The 19,786-nt window shown below is 61.0% G+C and carries 15 protein-coding genes; 7 read left to right on the top strand and 8 right to left on the bottom strand.

Going from position 1 to position 19,786, the window contains the following annotated elements; translation table 11 throughout:
* Positions 1–2: 2 nt before the first annotated feature.
* From GGD40_RS02880 to tssB, 6 genes are all read right to left on the bottom strand, one after another.
* Entirely contained in the window at positions 3–3,575 is a 3,573-nt protein-coding gene (locus GGD40_RS02880; RefSeq protein WP_179742737.1) for an ImcF-related family protein, read from the bottom strand.
* The gene (locus tag GGD40_RS02885; protein ID WP_179742738.1) at positions 3,572–4,831 is read right to left on the bottom strand and encodes a hypothetical protein; all 1,260 of its coding nucleotides are present in this window, start codon (positions 4,829–4,831) and stop codon (positions 3,572–3,574) included. The genes GGD40_RS02880 and GGD40_RS02885 overlap by 4 nt, the downstream gene beginning before the upstream one ends.
* 10 nt (positions 4,832–4,841) lie before the next feature.
* Entirely contained in the window at positions 4,842–5,090 is a 249-nt protein-coding gene (locus GGD40_RS02890) for a PAAR domain-containing protein (RefSeq protein ID WP_179742739.1), read from the bottom strand.
* Between the two features lie 59 nt (positions 5,091–5,149).
* A complete protein-coding gene (locus GGD40_RS02895) occupies positions 5,150–7,486 on the bottom strand; it encodes a type VI secretion system Vgr family protein (RefSeq protein ID WP_179742740.1) in 2,337 nt (778 codons plus the stop codon).
* A 115-nt stretch (positions 7,487–7,601) separates the two neighbouring features.
* On the bottom strand, positions 7,602–9,137 hold the full coding sequence (gene tssC / locus GGD40_RS02900) for a type VI secretion system contractile sheath large subunit (protein ID WP_179742741.1): 1,536 nt from the start codon (positions 9,135–9,137) through the stop codon (positions 7,602–7,604).
* A 63-nt stretch (positions 9,138–9,200) separates the two neighbouring features.
* Positions 9,201–9,713, bottom strand: coding sequence for a type VI secretion system contractile sheath small subunit (gene tssB / locus GGD40_RS02905; RefSeq protein WP_179704743.1), 513 nt, complete (start codon positions 9,711–9,713; stop codon positions 9,201–9,203).
* 539 nt (positions 9,714–10,252) lie between these two features.
* On the opposite strand from tssB, the gene tssK reads away from it, so the two are divergent.
* From tssK to tssE, 5 genes are all read left to right on the top strand, one after another.
* A complete protein-coding gene (gene tssK / locus GGD40_RS02910) occupies positions 10,253–11,602 on the top strand; it encodes a type VI secretion system baseplate subunit TssK (protein WP_179742742.1) in 1,350 nt (449 codons plus the stop codon).
* Positions 11,599–12,333, top strand: a complete 735-nt coding sequence (locus tag GGD40_RS02915; RefSeq protein WP_179704745.1) for a DotU family type IV/VI secretion system protein — start codon at positions 11,599–11,601, stop codon at positions 12,331–12,333. The genes tssK and GGD40_RS02915 overlap by 4 nt, the downstream gene beginning before the upstream one ends.
* A 341-nt stretch (positions 12,334–12,674) precedes the next feature.
* Complete coding sequence (locus tag GGD40_RS02920) at positions 12,675–14,126, top strand: OmpA family protein (RefSeq protein ID WP_306456589.1); 1,452 nt, start codon at positions 12,675–12,677, stop codon at positions 14,124–14,126.
* A gap of 162 nt (positions 14,127–14,288) precedes the next feature.
* Positions 14,289–14,774 carry an Hcp family type VI secretion system effector gene (locus GGD40_RS02925; RefSeq protein ID WP_179704747.1) on the top strand — a complete coding sequence of 162 codons (486 nt, stop codon included), beginning with the start codon at positions 14,289–14,291 and terminating at the stop codon, positions 14,772–14,774.
* Between the two features lie 132 nt (positions 14,775–14,906).
* Positions 14,907–15,365 (top strand): type VI secretion system baseplate subunit TssE, encoded by a 459-nt coding sequence (gene tssE, locus GGD40_RS02930; RefSeq protein ID WP_179742743.1) that lies wholly within the window; start codon positions 14,907–14,909, stop codon positions 15,363–15,365.
* A 46-nt stretch (positions 15,366–15,411) separates the two neighbouring features.
* Here tssE and GGD40_RS02935 read toward each other — a convergent pair whose 3' ends face one another.
* Together GGD40_RS02935 and GGD40_RS02940 are read right to left on the bottom strand one after the other, a co-directional pair.
* Positions 15,412–15,792, bottom strand: a complete 381-nt coding sequence (locus tag GGD40_RS02935) for a hypothetical protein (protein WP_257030327.1) — start codon at positions 15,790–15,792, stop codon at positions 15,412–15,414.
* A 192-nt stretch (positions 15,793–15,984) separates the two neighbouring features.
* Positions 15,985–16,608, bottom strand: a complete 624-nt coding sequence (locus GGD40_RS02940; protein WP_179742744.1) for a glutathione S-transferase family protein — start codon at positions 16,606–16,608, stop codon at positions 15,985–15,987.
* A 246-nt stretch (positions 16,609–16,854) separates the two neighbouring features.
* On the opposite strand from GGD40_RS02940, the gene GGD40_RS02945 reads away from it, so the two are divergent.
* Together GGD40_RS02945 and GGD40_RS02950 are read left to right on the top strand one after the other, a co-directional pair.
* A complete protein-coding gene (locus GGD40_RS02945) occupies positions 16,855–18,204 on the top strand; it encodes a glutamine synthetase family protein (RefSeq protein ID WP_179742745.1) in 1,350 nt (449 codons plus the stop codon).
* Positions 18,205–18,252: 48 nt separating this feature from the next.
* Positions 18,253–19,611 carry an aspartate aminotransferase family protein gene (locus GGD40_RS02950; protein ID WP_179742746.1) on the top strand — a complete coding sequence of 453 codons (1,359 nt, stop codon included), beginning with the start codon at positions 18,253–18,255 and terminating at the stop codon, positions 19,609–19,611.
* The last annotated feature ends 175 nt before the right edge of the window (positions 19,612–19,786 follow it).

Genomic DNA, 19,786 nt, shown 5'->3' on the forward strand with positions numbered 1-19,786 from the left:
GCTCATTCAGACTCCGGCGCGGCGCCTTGCGGCAATGGCGTGGCAGCGTGCTTCGCCGCAGCGATCGCCGCAGGCGGCAGCGGGGGTGCCGACGCGTCGGCCAGCTTCCGTGCGGCGTTCGCGCCACCGCCGACAAAGATTCGCGGCGGCAGCGAAAAGTGACGCAACGCGAGGACGTCGAGCGGTCCTTGCCCCACCTCGCTGCGCAACTGCACTTTCAGCGGCAGGCCCGCGCTCTGGTCCGGCGACCAGCCGATGAGATAACGCGCGCTGTCCTGCGGCGTCACGGTCGCGCGTTCGAACAGCCGGATCGGACCGAAGCGTCCCGGTGCATCCAGCGCAGTGCGCAAGCCGCCCTGTTCAGTCTGCCATTCGATGCGCGAGAGGTTTTCCAGCGCGTCGCCCGGCCAGACGAATGGCGTCCATGCCTCCTGTTGATTGAAGTAGTGCAACTCGCGGCCCGAAAGCACGAACCTCGCGTCGGTGACGCCCGCCGTGGGGACGCCGCGCAACTCAAAACGCACATGGGCCTCTCCCGACGGGAACAACACCGTCGACACCTGCGTGAGTTTGTTCAGCGCGGTGAGGAAGATAGGATCGACCGTCAATGCATCGCGATTCGCCCCCTGCACCAGCACCCAGCGATCGCCCCGCCGCTCGACGATGCCGGCAAGTTGCGTCGTGACGAACTGCGCGATCACGCCGTTGTCCGTGCGCATGAACCGGCCAATATCCGGCAGCGATGCGTCGTTGTCGGAATCCGCGAACGGATAGCGTCCGGCGAAAACCTTGTTCCAGTCGGCCACGACACCGGTGCGCCAGACGTCGTTCAGGCTTGCCGCGGCCGGCTGCAGCACCACCCGCCACGTCTGGTCGAGCGGTTGTTGCAGCAGGTCGCCGAAGCCGGTCCACTGCTCGCCCAGACTCGCGGCCACGCGGCTGGCGTAATCGCGGCTGTCGGCGATCTCCGACGTGCGCCCTTGCAGCACGGCTTGCGCGGCGGTACGGGACAACGCGTCGGGATCGCTGCCGGTTATGATCTGCTGCAACTTCAAACGCATGGCCGTGACGCGCTCCAGGTAGCGTTGCACGCTGAGATCGCCGGTCGCCGTGAACTGCGCGCGCGCTGTGCCTTTGTTGTCCGGGCCGCCGGGATCGCCGCCGCTCAGGTGCAGCAGCGGGCCGAATGCGGTAGCGAGCGGCGCTGTGCTTCGTGCATGGGTGACCTTCGACGGATTCTGTTCGGCGGCACCGACGAGTTGTTGCGCCCTGTCGATCAGCGTATCGGAGAGCGACTGTCCCGGCGCGCCGGCATGACCTTGATAGACGATCACCTTCATCAGCGCGCCAAGCGGCGAGCGCTGCGGATCGGCAAGCAGCGTCAACTGGTCGATCGTGCCGGACAGCGTAACGTCCCGTTGCCAGCGAATGCTGTTGAGGAACTGCTGCCAGGCGCGCGCGTAGTCGTTGAAATAGCGTTGCCGGAGTTCGGCCTTCAATGTCGATGGCGACGGCTTGCCCGTGCGGGTATCGGACAGCACCCAGTCACCGCCGACGCTGCGCTGTTCGTCGGCGGCGTCGATCGCTTTCGAGATGCGTTCGTCCCACGCCGCGCGCGTGAAGACGCCAGGCAATGTGGCCGTGGTGTTAAACAGGCCGCGGCTGCTGGTGTCGCCCAGCAACGTGGCAAGCGACAGCGGCGGGTACTTGCCACGGTTTTCGTCGAGGATCTGCCGGTAGAGCACATCGGTCGAATTCTGCAGGCCGATCACACCGATCAGGGTCTGACGAACGGCACTGACGAGCGATGCGTCGGGGACAATGACTGGCGCCCCGTCACCGCTCGACGCACGATGCCCGAGGTGATCCGCGTAGAAGGTCACGAGACGCTGTCGAAGGTCTCGCCACGCACCGTCGCTCAGTGCGACGCGCTGCGGGCGCGTCGGTTGGCCCATGGCGAGCAGCTGAGCAGTGAGAAATTTCGCGTCCGAGCGCTCCGGCCGCGCGAGCATCAGGTAGGTCTTGAGCGTCGCGTAGGCCGCTGTGATCTGTCTATCTCCGCCGCTGGCGATTTCAGCGTCTGAGAGCGAGCCGAGTTGCTGTAGCCGGGCTTCGAGCACGGTGTGGATTCGTTGAACCAGAATACGATTGCTTGCGAATTCGTAGGCGGGCCAAAGCGCCGCGAGAAGTTCGGTGTTGCGATTCAGACCGAAGCGGGTGTACCAGGGCGTGCCATCGCGTTGCCTGACTTCCAGTGTGTCGAGTTGCTTTTGCAGGCTATCGAGCGCGAGCGCGGCATCGGTCGGGTCCTGCATGGTCGAGAGCTTGACGGTCGTCGCGGCGGCCGCCTGGATGGTGGCGCGCTGGGTGAAGCCCGACAGGTTGGTGCCGGCGATCCAGCATGCAACGCAGGCCGTTGCGATCCAGGCGGCGGATGTGGATGCTGAGAAGCCTATCCGACGACCGCGGAAGCGGCGGCTGTGGGCGGCGATTGTTTGCCAGATGGCTTGCGAAATGTCGCCACGGTCTGCCGCGAATTGCAATGTATCTTCAGACTTGCGGTGATCTGCGTTGCTAGCGTGTTCGTTGTCTTGCTGGCCAGACGTCGATTCGGCATTCCGTTCGTCGAAAAGCGGCGTGAACAGCACGCCGTGAATCGCGGCACGCTCGCCGCGCGACCGCCCAATCTGCACGACGAGCGCAGCCAATGCCGATCGATACCGTGTGATATGTGCGGACAAACTGGCGGCATAGCGGTCCGCAGCATCGTTTGTCAGACGCATCACACCGAGTTCAGCCACGTCGTTTTCAAGGCCTTGCAGAGAGACCTCGATCGCGCCGGGCCGTGACTGTACGGTCGACCAGGTACAGCCGATGACTTCGTCACAACCCGATGTCTCGCCGCCGATCCCGGTCATGTTCACGACGTACGCCGGCGCGGACCAGCGCAGTGCATGAGCGTGGCGCGCCAGGCGCTGGACAAGACTCTCACCGTCGAACGGCGGCTGCCCGTCGATCCGCGTTCTCGCGACGATCGCCATTGCATCGACTGGACGGCGACGGCGTGTGCGCCGGATCCGCTCGAGCCACGCGGTATCGAGTCGATCGCCAATTTGCCTGGCGCAAAGCAGAACGGTGTCGCCGACGATCGCATAACCCGATTCCGTCAAGCCGGGCGCAAGGCGCTCGATTAGCGGAATATCTCCGACCACGACGACCCAACGATCGCGATAGCGCCACCGCCAGCCGTGACGGTTTCTTAACGTCAGCGCCAGGTTTTCGTAGCGGTGTTCGGTGAGATCGATCTCCGGTAGTTTCGCCGAGCCGATTCGCGCCGACGGATCTCGCTCGTATTGCTCCTTTTTCCGGCCGGGCGCGTGGTGCGCGGCAACACGCCAAGCGGACGCAAGATGGGCACGCGCGAGCAACGCGATCACGCCGATGGCCAGGACAGCGCCCACTCGACGATAGGGCGAGGGATCCAGTTCCGCTCCGTCGAAGTACACGAAGAGCGCGGCGAGCGCCGTCACCGTGCAAATCAGAATCCAGTAGCCCGAGATTTTTTTCAGCGTCATGGCGTATGCGCCTTCTCTGTTGTGTCGGCGGTGGGTCTTGCAACGGGGTTCACCACGGCCAGCTGGAGCGATCCTGTCCGATGAACGATGAGTTGCGGGGTATGGGCTTGTGCAACGCGCTCGATGGCAAAGGCGGCCGCGAGCCAGCCCGCTGCGATCCCGGCGTGGCCCAATGTGATGTCGATATCGTGTATGCCGGACAGGTCCCTGGCCTTTGAAACAGCCAGCGACAGAGCCGAGGCGCTTTGCACGATGGCGGGCTTGTCGTCGGCCGCGAGGCCTGCTTGCCATAGGTCGCCGATCTCGGTAGACACCGATCGTCCCCAAAGAAGTGCCTCGAGAATCGCATCGTCAAGCGCACCGGGTTCGGCTTCGATCGGACGGTGCAGCATCGCGAGCGGCTTTAGTCCACGCCGTTCGAGCAACGGCGCCCATCCGAGTAGCAGCGCTACGGCCGCTTCCGCGCTGTTGTGCGGCGGCGTGACGTGCAGCTGCGCGGAGACGTAGAGTGTGACTTTCTCCAGCGCTGCGCCACCCCGGACGTCCAGCCATTCGTCCAGCGGCATCAACCCCTGTTCTGCGGCAAGCCGCGATGCCTTCACGGGCCGCAGGCCGCTCTCTCGCCAACAGTCTTGCCACGTTGCCAACAGATCGTCCTCTTCTGGAGTTTTGGGATTGGCGGGCAATGCCAGGCAGACATTGAATGGCACGTCTCGCGGCAACGCGCAAATGGCAGCGCCGACTCCGTCCAGTATTTCAAGGAAGCACGCGCGATAGCGTTCGAGAATGGTCCGGGCTTCGCCTAGTTTCAGAGCCGTGTGCCGCACCGCGGTGCCGCCTGAATGCGGTACCTGGGCGCTTAAGATCGAATGTGTTGGCGCAGTCTCATTGGCGGCTCGTCCGTTTTCTAGCGCGCATAAATAGCGACATTCCAGTACCGCCAGGGGTTCGCTTCCAAAAAGGCGAGCTTTCGCCTGATCGCCTTTTAACGTTTCCTCCTCGGCGCGAACCCGGTCTGATTCCTGTTCGAAATAGAACAGTCGAAGCCCGAATGCGACGAAAAATCCCAGTGCCGGTAGTACGAGCAGTTTCGTCCAGAACCAGGTCGAGCCGGTGGGCTCGCTTTTGGGCCAGGTGAACAATGTGGCCGCCGCGCCGGCCAGCATGACAAGCATCAAGAGACCCAGCCACGCGATGACGCGTGGCGGCACGGGCGGCGCATCCGTTGACGATGCAATAGGCAGATCTACCGGCATGACGGTCGACTCACAACAGGTTTGAAATCAGACGGCATCCGCACATCGCCCGGTAGCCATGCCGCGCGACCGGTACACCATGGTCCATGGTCAACTCGTCGCCTTCGATGATCAAGTTGGGTCGTAGGTTGTCTTTGGGACAGGACACCTGGTCGCCTTTGCGCGCAACGAATCGGCCGTCGTAGCGCAGTGTGGATGACGCGCTGATGACTTGGCCCCCATGGTCGGTGGAGTCGCCCAGGCGGATTAGATTTGGCATGGTTTGTCCTGTTGTCGGGATGGGAGGTAGGAAATCGGTACCAGAGAACAACTGACCCGCTACTGGGAAAAGCTGAAGAATCCTTTCTGACCAGGCCGAAGGTCCTTCGGAGGTGGAAAACTGGGCTTGATCCGCATCGAGTTGGCGCCTTGCTTGTCCCACGCCGCGCACTTTTCGAGGATGTCACCCGGTGTGCCGTTCTCTATGCCCTGCGGCGTGATCCTGATATAAGATCCGCCGGCACCGATCCAGACCTCCTTACCGGCCGATAGAATCAACTTGCCGTCCGTACTGATGATCGATAGGTCTTGTAAGGCGGCAAGGTTCATTGCGTCGCTTTGGGCCTGAATGTCGACCATCCCTTTCGCAGCAAATAGCTTCATTCCAAACTTCGCCGCAAACAGCGATATGGCGTCGCCGGCAGCGACCGTGAACCGTTTGACGACACCGATATCAACGCTGCCACCCGCCGTGGCGATCAGATTCTGACCCGCGCTCACCTGCAGATGGCTGCCGGAGACGAGGCCCATGCCTGCCGGAGCCGCAAGCAAAATGACCGCCTGTTTCAAGTCGGCCAACTTGTCGTGAAGCAACGCTTTCTGTTTGGCATACTCCGCGGCAATCGCCTGTGCTGCCTGGGCGGCGTCTGCGAGCGTTTCCATCTGTTCAAGCGCCTGCTCCAGAAGTGTTTGCGTAGCCTGCATGTCGAGCTGCTTCCCGTTTGCCGCGGGCTGCGCGTCAGCCGAGATGAGAATCCCTCTACCGCCACGAATCGCAACGTGTTCTTCCGTGCGCAACTCCGCGCCCTGCCCGCGCTCCTTGCGCTGCGCGTCGACCATATGACCCAGGTTCAACTCGCTGGACTGGAAAGGCGTCGTCAGATGGATATGCTCGCTGCCTTGCTTATCTTCCATCCGCAGTTCATTCTGCGCGACGGTGCGGATCAGGTTGCGCGTGTGATTCAGGTTGTTCACCAGATCCGGATGCAGGCTGTCGTGCATCGCACCGACTATCACAGGCCGGTCGGGGTCCCCCGCCGTAAAGATGATCGCCACCTCCGCGCCATCGATCAGCGGGAAGTGATGACCATAGTTGTCTCCGCTATAGGGTTTCGCAAGCCGGACCGGCCGGCTTGTGCCGCCGGGGCTCCATGCGTCCAGATCGAATGGCAGCCTGATCACGTACCAGCCTTCCTCCGTCAGATAGGCGCGTGGGTAGTCCCCCGGCGACGTAATCCGCGCCGGCAGGACGCCGTGGATCACCGGCCGCTTCTCAGGCACAACCGCCGTACGCCAGACCCGGTCAGACGGAATTGCTGTGAACGTGTTCGAGTAAGCGTCGCTTCGGCCACCGCGCGACGCGACCGAAATGACCAACAGACCGTACGGTGCATCCATGGGACTGCTGTCCAGCCCCAGCACTTCTCCCGCTTCCAGCCCGAACGCGTTGCCCTTGCCCGCGTAGGTAATCTGCTGCGCGAGATGCGCCTCATGACGCAATCTCGCCAGCCGCTGACCTTCTTCTGGCGTCTCGTAGTGTTCGCCCCAGAGGCATTCGACGGCGTTCGTCGTCTGGTCGTGTTTCGCGGCATTCTGCTCGACGAGCAGTGGCACGCCCGCCTGACGATGGTTGTAGTCGTTCAACTGGACTGCTTCGGGCACGCGGCGCATATGTCGCTCAAGCGATTTGATGGACTCCGCACCGACGCTTTCCAGACCCGCATCGCGTCGTAACGGTACAACCCGTTGTCGACGCGCGTAAGCATCGAGATCGTCACCAAACACGATGACCTCGTGTCCCTTCGCCTGTTCGAAGCGAAACCAGATGCCTTCGTCCGCTGCGATGCGCTGGATGAACGCCAACGTCGTCTCGTGAAACTGCGTGATGTAGTCGTGCCGGCGGTACTGCGCGCGCAGGCTGAACCGGAAATCGACGCTCTCACGAAACCCGCTGTGCCGCAGCGCGTCGGCGATGATCTCCTGCACCGACTGTTTCTGGAACAGACGGCTGGTCACTGCACGCGCCAGATCTGCCGCGCGCGGCTCGATGACCAGACGGTAATGGGTCTCGTCGACCGACGTGCCGAATTGATCGAATTGCGTCACGATTCCGTGCACCGTGTGCGCAGCAGGCAGCTCGCTGAACGTCGCGGCGTGCTCACCAACCATCTTCTGCAGATAAACTGCGTTCGGATCCACTGGCTCGACAATGAACCGCGCCGGCCGCCCCAGCATCTGGTCCATCGGGATGTCGGCAACCGGACTTGTGAACTCGATTTCATAGCGGTACAACTGGCTGAGCGCGTCATGACCAGCAAACTTCAATACCGAAAACGGCGCCGGCTGCGGCGCCAGTTTCAGCGTGTATGCCTGCTTCGGCAGAACCAGCGATCCCATTGCACACTCCTCATTGCTAACGCATCCAGTTCACGAGCAATCACGCAGCAGCCCTCAACGGAACGTCAGAGACGTTCCTCAACATGCTCCAGCAGATCGCACGCCTTACGTCCAGTCAGTTCTTCGCCTTCGGCATCTGCGACACCAGAGACAACCCGATATCCATTCCTTCCACCTGAAAGTGCGGCACGATGAAAAGCTTGATGCGGAAGAAACCCGGGTTGTCCTCGATGTCCTCCACCGTCACTTTCGCCTCGCGCAGCGGATGCGACGACTGCAATTCATCGCCGGGGTCCTTCATCTCAGTCACGAGGCCCTTGATCCAACTGTTCAACTCAAGTTCGAGCAGCCGCCGGTCTTTGGTCGTGCCGATGTTTTCGCGCTGGATCAGCTTGAGGTAGTGCGCGATCCGTGAAAGCAGAAAAATGTAGGGCAGGCGCGCGTTGATGCGACTGTTCGCAGTTGCTTCCCTGGTCTCGTACGGAGCAGGTTTTTGTGCCGAACTGGCCGAGAAGAAGCACGCGAAATCGTGGTTCTTATAGAACGACAACGGAATGAAACCGAGGTTAGCGAACTCGAATTCCCGCGTTTCTGGAATCAGTACTTCGGTCGGAATCTTCGGCAGATAACCGGTGCCGAGGTCGTACAGATGAACCGGCAGGTCTTCGACTTTGCCGCCGGCCTGCGGCCCACGAATCTGCACGCACCAGCCGTTGCTCACGAAACTGCGCACCATGTTCGCGGCAAAAGCAAACGACGCGTTGACCCACAGATAGCGGTCATGGTCGGGGCCTTTCACTGCTTCCTCATAGTTGAAACTGCGCACCGGCGTAGTATCCGCCCCATAGGGCAAGCGCCCGAGCACGCGCGGCATGGTCAGACCGATATAGCGTGCGTCGTCTGTGTCACGAAAGCTCTTCCATTTGATGTACTCGGCACGGTCGAAGTAGTTGCCGATATCCTGGATCGCGGCAACCTCTTCCATGGTTTCCTTGCCGAAAAATTTCGGCCCCACGGATCCGATGAAGGGCATATGCGCAGCCGACGCCACCTTCGAGAGATTGCGCAGCAAACCGATATCCTGGGGTGAATTCGTGAACTCGTAATCGCTGATCATTGCGCTGATCGGCTGACCGCCCGGCGTGTCATATTCTTCGATGTACGTGTGACGGTACAAGCCGCTCTGAACGATCTCCGGCGTATCTTCGAAATCGCGCAACAGGGCGTCTTTCGATACATCGAGCAACTCGATCCTTGCATTCCTGCGAAAGTCCGTACGGTCGACCGTGAACTTCAGGCCGCGCCAACGGCTTTCCAACGCCTGAAATTCGCGCGTGTGCATCACGGCGTCGAGTTGCCGGCTGATCTGCCTGTCGAGCCGTCCGATGTGAAAATCGAGCAACGACTTGTCGAGACGGTCGATCGGCCGGCTGCCCTCGCTCACCAGATTGAGGAACACGCTCATGGCTCGCGCAAGCCGTTCGTCGGCCGACGACTCGGAGAGCAGATCGTTGTCCTGAAAGGCCTCGAGCGGGCGAGCTTCGTTGACCGGCCTCAGGTTGATCTTGCTGCACAGCGACTCGTAAACATTGTGATACGCCAATACTGTCGTCCCCGTTGCGCCTGCTTGTTGTGGTTCGTTGCGTTCCATGATGTCCTATCGCTACAGTTGTCCGGGATGTGCCGTGTGCACGCCGCTTCGTGCCGACTCGCCTCAGGCATGGCCTGCGGGCTGTGCCGCTGCCGTGGCGATCTGACCGAGCTCGCCACACAGCCGTTCGGAAAGCGACTTGTCTCTCAGGATTTTTTCGAACTCGCGACGGAACGTGCCGTTGTCGAGAAGATTCGACTTCAGGTCACGCAGCAAATTGCGCATGGCAAGCAGCGCCTTCAGTTCGGGAATCTGACGCGCGACCTGCTCCGGCTCGAAATCCTTCATCGACTTGAAACCAAGCGATACCGGCAGCTCAGACCCGTCGGCTGCCAACGTGTTCTCGGCCGCGATCTTCAGTACGGGGTTCAGGTCGGAGAGAACCGAATCGAAGTTGTTTTTGTCGACATTGATCTTCTTGCGCTCCGCGAGCGGCGCCTGCTCGTCGCTTGCGCTGAAGTCGCCAGCCACTAGCAGCTTCAGCGGCAACTCGACCTTTTTCTGCGCGCCACCCGTGTGGAGGTCGAGCGTGATCTGTACGCGGCTCTTGGGAATTTCTCGCTGAAAGCTGTCCACGGGGGTTTCCTGGAAAAAGTTGGATCACAGAGGAAGATCGCGACCGACATTCCGTGCAGCGCGATCCTTATTTCACACAACGAGCAGACACACCTATCACGCTCGCCTAATACGTCGAGATAACCATAACGCCTATCAACTCAGCAGATTTTTCCGCCACCAATTAAACACTCCAGACGGCATCAGGTCAATCAAATCAATCCATCTCAATTCATATTTATTCCAGATAATTAAATTATGATAATTGGCATAATTTCTCAAAATAAGGAAATTTTCACAACTTGATTTGGAGATACCTTCCTAGCATACAAATCAATGCGGGCAAGGTTTTCGACCATATTCCAGCAAAAACAACCACGCAAAGTCAGAAATAAAAATTCTCAAATCACGCACATAAATTAAGAATCTCTTGACGATTTTTTTCAATTTAATTTACACATCAAATAGAACATGGAATTAAAATAATCACGTACGTCGACCTGCCTAACGACATATAACGTCCGTCATTAAAAACAGGCAAAATAGCAAAGAGCCTATTCATGCGAATCGACAAACCCTTGTGGCACGAGGGCCTGATACTCACCCAGCAGCACTTCCAGCAGCAGGAACGTTGGGTGGATTTCGCGCACCGCCAACTCGCATCGGCCGCAGTGTGCGAGCCGTGGGGAACGCTCGGCGTCGAAATCGACGAAGGGGCTCTCGCCACCGGCCGACTCAAGCTCGCGCGGCTCAAGATTCGCTTTCCTGATGGCACGCCAGTCGATACAACGTTAGCCGGCGTGTTACCTCCCGCTCGCGACCTGACGCGCGGTATACCGGACGATCTGCAGAGTGTCGTCGTGTACGCCGCCGTACCGCTGCTCAACGCGACCGGCAGCAACTGCCGTTTTGACGGGACAACACTTGCGCGCCCGCGTCGTTCATACCGCGAGTTTGTTCGCGTCGCGGATCTGAACGGCACAACAGAAGCGGAAATAGCTGTCGAACGCCATGCCGTGCGACTGCTCTTCGACTTTGAATCACACGCGGACGACACACTGTGTGCAATCGCAAGGCTCGTGCGTGGCGCCGACGGCCAGTTCCAGCTGGACCCCCGTTACGTGCCGCCGTGCCTGACATTGGCGGCCCACCCGCTGCATCTGGAGCGAATGACGCGACTGGCTGACATCCTGCTCGCGAAGAGCGAGGCACTCGGCGCGCGCAAAAGAGAACGTATGGAACAGGTGGTTGAATATGGCGTCGCAGACGTCTCCCTGTTCTGGCTTTTGCACAGTATTCACAGCTACTGGCCACAACTGAGATTGCTTGCCACGCATTCGAACCAGCCACCTATCCGGCTCTATGACCTGCTCGCGCAGTTGGCAAGCGTGCTGACTACGTTTTCGACCGGCGCGCGGCTTACCGACATTCCGGTGTACGACCATGCGCGTCAGAATGAAATCTTCGCGACGCTGGAAACGCTGATCCGCGACCTGCTCGACGCGATCATTCCGTCGCGCGTCGTCCCGATCGCGCTAACGCGCAAGAACGCCACGACATGGTCCGGTCAGTTCCTCGACGAGCGGCTACTGGCCGGCGCTGACTACTATCTGTCGGTGAACGCGTCGCTGCCGCCGTTCGAACTTATCGATCAGGTGCTGCGACTGTGCAAGCTCGGCGCGCCCGACGACGTCGACGAGATTGTCAACGCCGCACTCGCGGGCATTCCTATTAAAGCCGTCCAGCGCGTACCGGCAGCCATTCCAGTACGACTGAACAATCTTTACTTCGCACTTGACGCAAACAACCCCGCTTTTGCGAGGATGCTGGCCGCACGCATATGCCAGATTTACCTGTCAAGCTCGGTCCCGGACGCCTCAATCGAGCTCTACGCGGTGCTTCGTTCATGAGCTATTTCGTTGACGTTTCGCGCGATGTCGCTCTGGTGGAGAGCCAGCCGGCGGCGCATCACGGTTCGGGCGCCAGTATCCGAGCTTTGCTGCGCGACACCGCGCTGCAGGTAAGCACCCTCAATCAGGGCGGAATAGCCCAGTCCGTGCCGATCCTGCGCAAGCGCTGTCTGGAATTGGTGGCGGTGTTCGCGGCGACCCTCGAGCAACGCGGCATTGCCGCAGACGTGCGGGAGGACGCGTTGTATGCCCAGTGCGGTTTGCTTGATGAAACGATCCTCAGATATCTACCGTTGCACCAAAAGTATCAGTGGGATGCGCAGCCATTGCAGGTCGAGCGGTTCGGTAAGCACAACGCAGGTGACTACGTCTTCGAGCGGCTCACTGAGCGTATGCGCGAAACGCCGCCGAACATCGATCTGCTCGAGTGCTACTCGGCCGTTCTTGGGCTCGGATTCACGGGGCGTTATACGCGTGAGGGTGAAGAAAAGCGTGCTGCGTTAATCGTCGCACTCGAAACGCAGATCGCGAAACTTCGCCCTGCGGTAAATCACAGGTTGATCGCAGATCACGGCAGCGTCCGGCCGACCGACTGGCTCCACTATGTGTCGCCGTGGGCGATCGCGGGAACGGGTTGTGTGGTTGCGGTGCTCGTCTACTTTGTCTGGAGCCACGCGCTCGACGTTCAACTTGCCCATTTGCTCGCCCCACTGCCAGCTGTCAAATCGTGATGGCACCGATTGCACCTCTAAGCGTGCTGAAGCGCGTCCCTCTCGCGGGCTTTGGCTATCCGTTTCGCCTGATGACCGTCTTCGCGGCCATGTTGGCAATAGCCGACGTCGTTGTGCTGCTACCGGACAGGCGCGTGCTGACGTATTCGCTCTCGGCAATTCTGGTGCTGCTTGCGTTGGTGGCGATTGTCGCGCGCACATGGCAACTCGGCCGGATTCGCGCACAGAGCCGGAGCGTGATCGCCGCATTGGGCTCGACTACGGCCGATCTCCCGCTTGAGTTACGGCTCGGCCTCCCGTCTGGCTTTGCGCTCGATCTACGCACACGCATGCCACTCGTGATGGTGCTGGGCGATGGGCTCGCTGACCTGTTCAATCGCGAAGGCCACGAAGAGCGTCTGGCGCATATCGGCGAAGGGGCCATCTGGCTGCGGGTGGACCGGTTGCAGGATCTGCCACCGCTAGCGGTTGCCGTCAAACAATGGCGCAACGGCCGCGCACCCGATGGCGTCGTGTTGTCCATCGCACCGGCGCTCCACGCCACAGAAGACACGTTGAAGCAGCGACTAAGCCTCGCGCGTCAGGCCGTATCCGACGCTTCTCGCATGCTTGGCGCACCGCTGCCCGGCTATATCGCGACGTACCAGCGTCTGACGGCGACCAACGCTAGCCACGGCGCACCGTCGTGGTACGGCGTATCGTCAGCCACGCGACTTCAAGCCGCGCAGCGCTTCGAAACCGTGATCCGCGCGGCGGAAATCGAAGCTCAAATCGAAGCTCAGCAGGCATACGGCGAGGCATACGGCGAGGCGCGCAGCAATCCGATCCCCGCGGCACGCGCGGCGAAGCTTGCCTCGCTAATCGACTGGACGCATCGCGTGGTGGTCAGCGCACTTGCCGACCGGCGACACCCTGCCACACCATGGGCGCTCTACGGCGCAGCCTGGATTGACTGCGGACCGGCAAACCACCCCGGCACGCCGTGGATGCGCGACGTGGAGGTTCGAACCCATATTCAGCCCGCCCCTCTACCTGCGTCGAGTTCACCGTGGCCACTGCCTCAGCCGTTGCTTGAAGCGCTACCCAAACGCCCGCGGACCTCGCCTCGCCAGACCGCACTGCTACAAGCAGTTGCGCTGCTCGCCGTCGCGATTGCGCTCGCGATGTGGAGCGCGGCGCACCACAACCAGCGGATATTGACCCGCGTCGGCGCTGAACTGGGTCGGTTTGCCGTAATCCCGGCCACTCACGACGATGCGCGCCGCGATGCGCTGCAAACCCTCATTGCGGAGCGCGACCAGTTCGACCGGTACGCGCGCACAGGTGTACCGCTGAGTTTGTCATTCGGCATGTATCGGGGAGCGGAACTGACACCCGTGCTCGACAATGCAATCGCGTCCTATCAGGCGCCGCCTCCACCGCCATCGGTCGTCACGCTCGACAGCATGTCGTTGTTCGACAGTGGCAAGTCGGTGCTCAAAGCGGGTTCCACACGCGCGATCGTCGCTGCGCTCGACCTGATCAAAGCGCATCCGGACAAACGGATTCTCGTCGCAGGCTACACCGACAACGTCGGCAACCCGGACAGCAATCAGAGGTTGTCGGTCGCACGCGCGAGCGCCGTGCGCGACTGGTTGATCAATGCCTCGGGGCTTTCCGCCACGCGCTTCGCCATTCAGGGCTATGGCGAAACCCGGCCGCTCATGAACAACCGCACCGACACGGGGCGAGCACGAAATCGCCGCGTGGAAATCACTCTGGTGCCCGACACATCGATCGCGACAGGCACTTGAACGCACAAGCAGTTGAACGCACAACGCTCATCGTTTTGAGCGCCCGAAGCAACCTGCTTCCGGATATTTTTATCGCCTGAATCGCCCGAAGCATGCTGCTTCAGGATTGGAAGGCTCGGACCGAGCGGGCTGTGTTCACAATCATAGAAAAGGAGTCACGCAATGGCAATTCCCGCATACATGTGGATCAAGGACGATGGTGGCGCCGACATCAAAGGTTCGGTGACCGTGCAGGGACGCGAAGGTAGTGTCGAAATCGTGGCGTTCGACCACGGTGTGAACATCCCGACCGATTCGAATACCGGCAAGCTGACCGGCACGCGCGTGCACAAACCCATCACCTTGACGAAAGAAACTGACGCGTCGACGCCGTACTTCTATAAGGCTGTGACGACCGGTCAGACGCTGAAGTCGATCGAAATAAAATGGTATCGAATCGACGACGCGGGCAAGGAAAAGGAATACTTCAACACCAGGCTCGACAACGTGAAGGTGGTCGCAGTGAGTCCGAAGATGCTCGACATCAAGAATCCGGCGTACGAGAAACACAACCATCTCGAAGACGTCGAACTGCGCTACGAAACGATCACCTGGTCGTACAAGGACGGGAACATCATCCACAAGGACACCTGGAACGAACGCTCGTGACGCGGCGATCGTCAGACTGGTTATCGGTTCAATCAGCCGCAATCCAACAGCCACAATCCGATCACCCGTCCGCTTCACACGCCGATCTTTTCATTCACGCTTCAGTTCAGCTAACGCCTGAGTACGCACACCATGCCAACCGGCCCATCCCTATACGACATGCTGCTTGGCCACATCGGCGGCGAACCGCTCAGCGCGCACAGCGCCCCGACGCTAGAAGTCATGAGCGTCATGCGTAACGTCGAGCGGATTCTGAACACGCGAGCCGGATCACTCAAGCACGTGCCGAGTTTTGGGCTGCCCGATCTGACGAATATCTACAAGGCGCTGCCGGCTTCCGTGCATCTTCTCAAGCAACAGATGGAAGCCACGCTGCTCGCTTTCGAACCGCGAATCGGGTCGATCGACATAGAAATCGACGACAACGATCTCGACGAGGACCCTGATCCAGGCATCACGGTGCGTTACGTGATGACCTGTCATCTGAGGAAGACCGGGCTTGTGCGCTTCGGCACGTATTTCGGACCAACGGGACGCCTGCGTCTCGAGCGCAAACCACCGCAACGCGACGAAAACCGGAAACCACGATGAACCAATATCAAGCAACATCACGGCCGGCGCGCGAAGCGCTTAGACATCAGCAGGGAAACGCCGCCTGCAGTGAACGAAGGATCGCAAGGCCGACCGGAAAATCGTCGGAAATACCGGGATGGTTGGTGAAGAACTCGTCGAGCAATGGGTAGACGTTCTGGTTGCCGATGGCAAGGTCGGTCGGCGGACAAAACAGCGGCGCGCGTTTCTTCGCGACCAGATCGCCGTTCGCCCAACCCAGCGCGTTGATCGTGCCGGTAATGTAGGCCGCGTAGACCGAGTTGTTATCCGTATGAGCCCATTTCCGGTATTGGGCGGCCGTCATCTCGGCGTTCGCGTTGAGAGTGAAACACGCTGTCAGCAGTGCCAGCGCCAATGTCGATACCCGCATCGTTGAACCTTCAGGCTGTGTCGCAAAAACGGCCATTGTAGGCGAGCCGGGTCTTACCGCGCAGATGCCCGACCTAAAGAGGATTCCGCAAGCATTACATTGGGTTTTTGTAAGCGGCGCAAAGTTCCACTCCGCTACTACGAAACGTACCGGGACCTGCGCTCAGGTCTCGAAAGAGAGGAAGAGATAGAAAGAAAGTCGGCCGCCACGCTCAACGCATTGCGCGCCTTACGGCGTGCCGTTACGGCAATACTTGCGGTAGCCGTCACGCGTGGCGAGGCGCGCCATATAGGCCGTGACCGCGGGAAAGTCGTCATGCTGCAGCGGCGTCTCCAGCCAGCGGTTGATCGACAGCGCGATCGGAATGTCGGCGAGCGAAAACGAAGGCCCCGCGATAAACCCACCCGTTTGCGCCAGTTGCTGGTCCACCAGTCCCATCTGCCGCGCCCAATTCGCACGCGACAGTTCGATCTGCCCCGGGTCCTGATGGAGCGGCGACCGCCTGACGAGCGCCAGAAACGCGTAGCTCCACGCGCGGTTCAACTCGCTCGCCTGCCAGTCGATCCATTGGTCGCAACGCGCGCGGGCGCAGGGATCGGCTGGGTAGAGCAACTCGCCGTGATAACGGCCGGCAAGGTAGCGGATGATCGAATTCGATTCCCACAGCACGAAGTCACCGTCTTTGATCACGGGGACCATCGCATTGGGGTTCAGCGCGAGAAATTCAGGCACATCGGTAGCGCGGAAGCCGGCGCCCCAGTCCTCCTGTTCGAACGCCAAACCGAGTTCGGCGCAAGTCCACAGCACCTTTCGGACGTTAATCGATGAAGTCTTGCCGAGTATTTTTAGCATGGTTCAAAGCGTAGCGACGATTCGCCATCAACAACATGGACAGTTCGCCAGCGCCCCACCAGGCCAGCGCAACTCAGTGCAACTCAACACAACCCAACGCCAGCCCGGCGCCATTTTGATCAACCCTGCCCACCCAAAACCCAAAATCCATGCGATGATTTGATCAAATCTCACAATGCAAAAAAGACGCAGTATCCCGACCGGGCAGCGCGACGCGCCGCCTTCATCAACCGACTGGAGTCCATCTTGCCAAGCGACCTACGCGACGACCTGCGCGAATTTCTGGAGCATCACCGAATCCATGAAGTGGAATGCGTGATACCGGACATGACGGGCGTCGCACGCGGCAAGATCGTGCCGAAGAACCTGTTCCTCGCGCAGGGCAAGATGCACATGTCGAACGCGCTGCTGATGATCACCGTCAACGGCGAGTTCGCGGATTTCGAGCGCTTTGTGGGGCCGAGCGATCCCGACATGGTGTGCATCCCCGATCCGAACACGGTGCGGCTCGTGCCGTGGGCGATCGAACAGGTCGCGGTGGTGATTCACGATTGCGTCGGACTCGACGGTCAGCCGATCGGCATCTCGCCGCGCGCGGTCCTGCGGCGCGTGCTCAAGCTTTATGAGGAACGCGGCTGGCGGCCGGTGGTGGCACCGGAGATGGAGTTCTACCTGATCGCGCAAAACAAGAATCCGCACGAACCGCTGCGCCCGCCGCTCGGTCGCGCGGGTCGCCACGAGGCGGGCCGCCAGTCTTTTTCGATCGATGCGGTCAACGAATTCGATCCGTTCTTCCAGGATCTGTCGCGTTTCTGCGAGATGACGCAGCTCGGCGTCGAAACGCTGGTGCATGAAGTCGGCGCCGGCCAGATGGAGATCAACTTTTCGCACGGCGACGCGCTCGATCTCGCCGACCGCGTGTTCCTGTTCAAACGCGCAGTGCGCGAAACCGCGTACCGGCACGGCATTTTCGCCACCTTCATGGCCAAGCCGATGGAGCAGGAACCGGGTAGCGCAATGCATATTCATCAGAGCATCGTCGATCGTGAAAGCGGACGGAATATCTTTTCGCAGCCGGACGGCTCGGCGAGTCCGCTGTTCTTCAACTACATCGGCGGCTTGCAGAAGTACATGCCGCAAGCCATGCCGATGTTCGCGCCGTACGTGAATTCATACCGGCGCCTGTCGCGCTTCACCGCTGCGCCGATCAACGTGCGCTGGGGCTACGACAACCGCACCTGCGGCATCCGCGTGCCGAACTCCGATGCCGACGGCAGACGGCTCGAGAACCGCGTGCCGGGCGTCGACGTGAACCCGTATCTGGCCATGGCCGCTACCCTCGCCTGCGGCTATCTCGGCATGGTGGAACAGCAGGAAGCCTCGGCGCCGATGGTAGAAAGCGCGTACGACCTCGAGTACGAATTGCCGCGCGGCCTGGAAGACGCGCTCAAGGCGCTGATGAAATGCGCCGAACTCGCCGATGTATTGGGCGAGAGTTTCGTGCATGCCTATTGCTCGGTGAAGGAAAAGGAATTCGAGACCTTCTCGCAAGGCATCACCGCGTGGGAACGCGAGCATCTGCAACTGCTCGTCTGAACGTCTGAACGCGGGCCGCGCATGAACCCCTCATTGGAGAGTCAGCCCTTGAATACCCGTCACGGCATCAACTGGGCGCGGGCGCAGGCGATTGCACAGCGCGAGCGTCGCGCGTTCGTCGAGGCCATGCCGACCTCGCGCGCGCTGTCCGAACGCGCGGCGCGCCATCTGCTGTTCGGCGTCCCGCTGCACTGGATGAACGACTGGTCCACGCCCTTCTCGCTGTACGTGGATGAAGCGCGCGGCGCGTCGTTCACGGACGTGGACGGTCATCGCTACGCCGACTTCTGCCTCGGCGACACCGGCGCGATGTTCGGCCACTCGCCGCCGCCCGTGGCGCGCGCGCTGGCCACGCAGGCCGCGCGCGGCTTGACCACGATGCTGCCGGGCGAAGACGCCGCGTGGGTCGGCGAAGAACTCGCGCGGCGCTTCGGGCTGCCCTACTGGCAGTTCGCGATGACCGCGAGCGACGCCAACCGCTTCGCGCTGCGCTGGGCGCGCGCGGCGACCGGCCGCAAGCAGATCGTCATTTTCAACGGCTGCTATCACGGCACGGTGGACGACGTGTTCGTCGACCTCGTCGACGGCAAACCGGCGCAGCGCGACAGTCTGATCGGCCAGGTGCACGACCTGCTTGAGGCTACCCGGGTGATCGAATTCAACGACCTCGCCGCGCTGGAACACGCGCTGAAAGACGGCGACGTCGCCTGCGTGCTCGCCGAACCGGCCATGACCAACATCGGCATGGTGCTGCCCGAGTCGGACTACTGGCGCCAGGCGCAGGCGCTGATGCGGCACTACGGCACGCTGCTCGCGATCGACGAGACGCACACCATCAGTTGCGGACCGGGCGGATATACGAAAGCGCACGGGCTCGAACCCGACCTGTTCGTGCTCGGCAAGCCGGTGGGCGGCGGTTTTCCGTGCGCGGTGTACGGCTTTAGCGCGGAGCTTGCCGAACGCGCGCAGCGCGCCAAGCGCGACGCGCCGCCGGGCCATTCGGGCATCGGCACCACGCTCACCGCGAACATGCTGGCCATGAGCGCGATCCGCGCCACGCTCGCCGAGGTGATGACCGACGCCGCCTACGCGTACATGTTCGCGCTCGCCGAGCGCATCGAGAGCGGGCTTCGGGACGTGATCGCGCGGCACGGGCTCGCATGGTGCGTGACGCGGGTGGGCGCGCGCAGCGAATTCCAGTTCATGCCGCAGCCGCCGCGCAACGGCACCGAAGCCGGACGGCAACTCGACCCCGAACTCGAGCAGATCGTGCACCTTTACCTGCTTAATCGCGGCGTGTTGATTACGCCGTTTCACAACATGATTCTGGTGTGTCCCGATACGTCGTTGCAAGACGTGGACCGGTTGATCGGCGCGTTCGACGATTGCCTTGGCGAATTGGTGTGAGACGGGCTGCATATGCCCTCGTGCGAAGTCGCGCGATCTCGGGCAACGAGGCTCGCGCACCAGGCGCACCAAGCGCAAGAAGCACGAGAAGCACGAGAAGCAAAAGAAACACACAAACCACACAAACCGCACAACGACCCGCCACGCTAAACTGCCGCCCTTTTCCCGCACCTTA

Source organism: Paraburkholderia bryophila, from assembly GCF_013409255.1.
Lineage (GTDB): Bacteria > Pseudomonadota > Gammaproteobacteria > Burkholderiales > Burkholderiaceae > Paraburkholderia.

Excerpts from the sequence above, each read along its gene's own strand:
- GGD40_RS02895 (WP_179742740.1), bottom strand. The coding sequence starts at position 7,486 with ATGGGATCGCTGGTTCTGCCGAAGCAGGCATACACGCTGAAACTGGCG.
- GGD40_RS02940 (WP_179742744.1), bottom strand. The coding sequence starts at position 16,608 with ATGCTAAAAATACTCGGCAAGACTTCATCGATTAACGTCCGAAAGGTG.
- tssC (WP_179742741.1), bottom strand. The coding sequence starts at position 9,137 with ATGGAACGCAACGAACCACAACAAGCAGGCGCAACGGGGACGACAGTA.
- GGD40_RS02925 (WP_179704747.1), top strand. The coding sequence starts at position 14,289 with ATGGCAATTCCCGCATACATGTGGATCAAGGACGATGGTGGCGCCGAC.
- GGD40_RS02890 (WP_179742739.1), bottom strand. The coding sequence starts at position 5,090 with ATGCCAAATCTAATCCGCCTGGGCGACTCCACCGACCATGGGGGCCAA.
- GGD40_RS02935 (WP_257030327.1), bottom strand. The coding sequence starts at position 15,792 with ATGGCCGTTTTTGCGACACAGCCTGAAGGTTCAACGATGCGGGTATCG.
- GGD40_RS02920 (WP_306456589.1), top strand. The coding sequence starts at position 12,675 with ATGGTGCTGGGCGATGGGCTCGCTGACCTGTTCAATCGCGAAGGCCAC.
- GGD40_RS02885 (WP_179742738.1), bottom strand. The coding sequence starts at position 4,831 with ATGCCGGTAGATCTGCCTATTGCATCGTCAACGGATGCGCCGCCCGTG.
- tssE (WP_179742743.1), top strand. The coding sequence starts at position 14,907 with ATGCCAACCGGCCCATCCCTATACGACATGCTGCTTGGCCACATCGGC.
- tssK (WP_179742742.1), top strand. The coding sequence starts at position 10,253 with ATGCGAATCGACAAACCCTTGTGGCACGAGGGCCTGATACTCACCCAG.
- GGD40_RS02915 (WP_179704745.1), top strand. The coding sequence starts at position 11,599 with ATGAGCTATTTCGTTGACGTTTCGCGCGATGTCGCTCTGGTGGAGAGC.
- GGD40_RS02880 (WP_179742737.1), bottom strand. The coding sequence starts at position 3,575 with ATGACGCTGAAAAAAATCTCGGGCTACTGGATTCTGATTTGCACGGTG.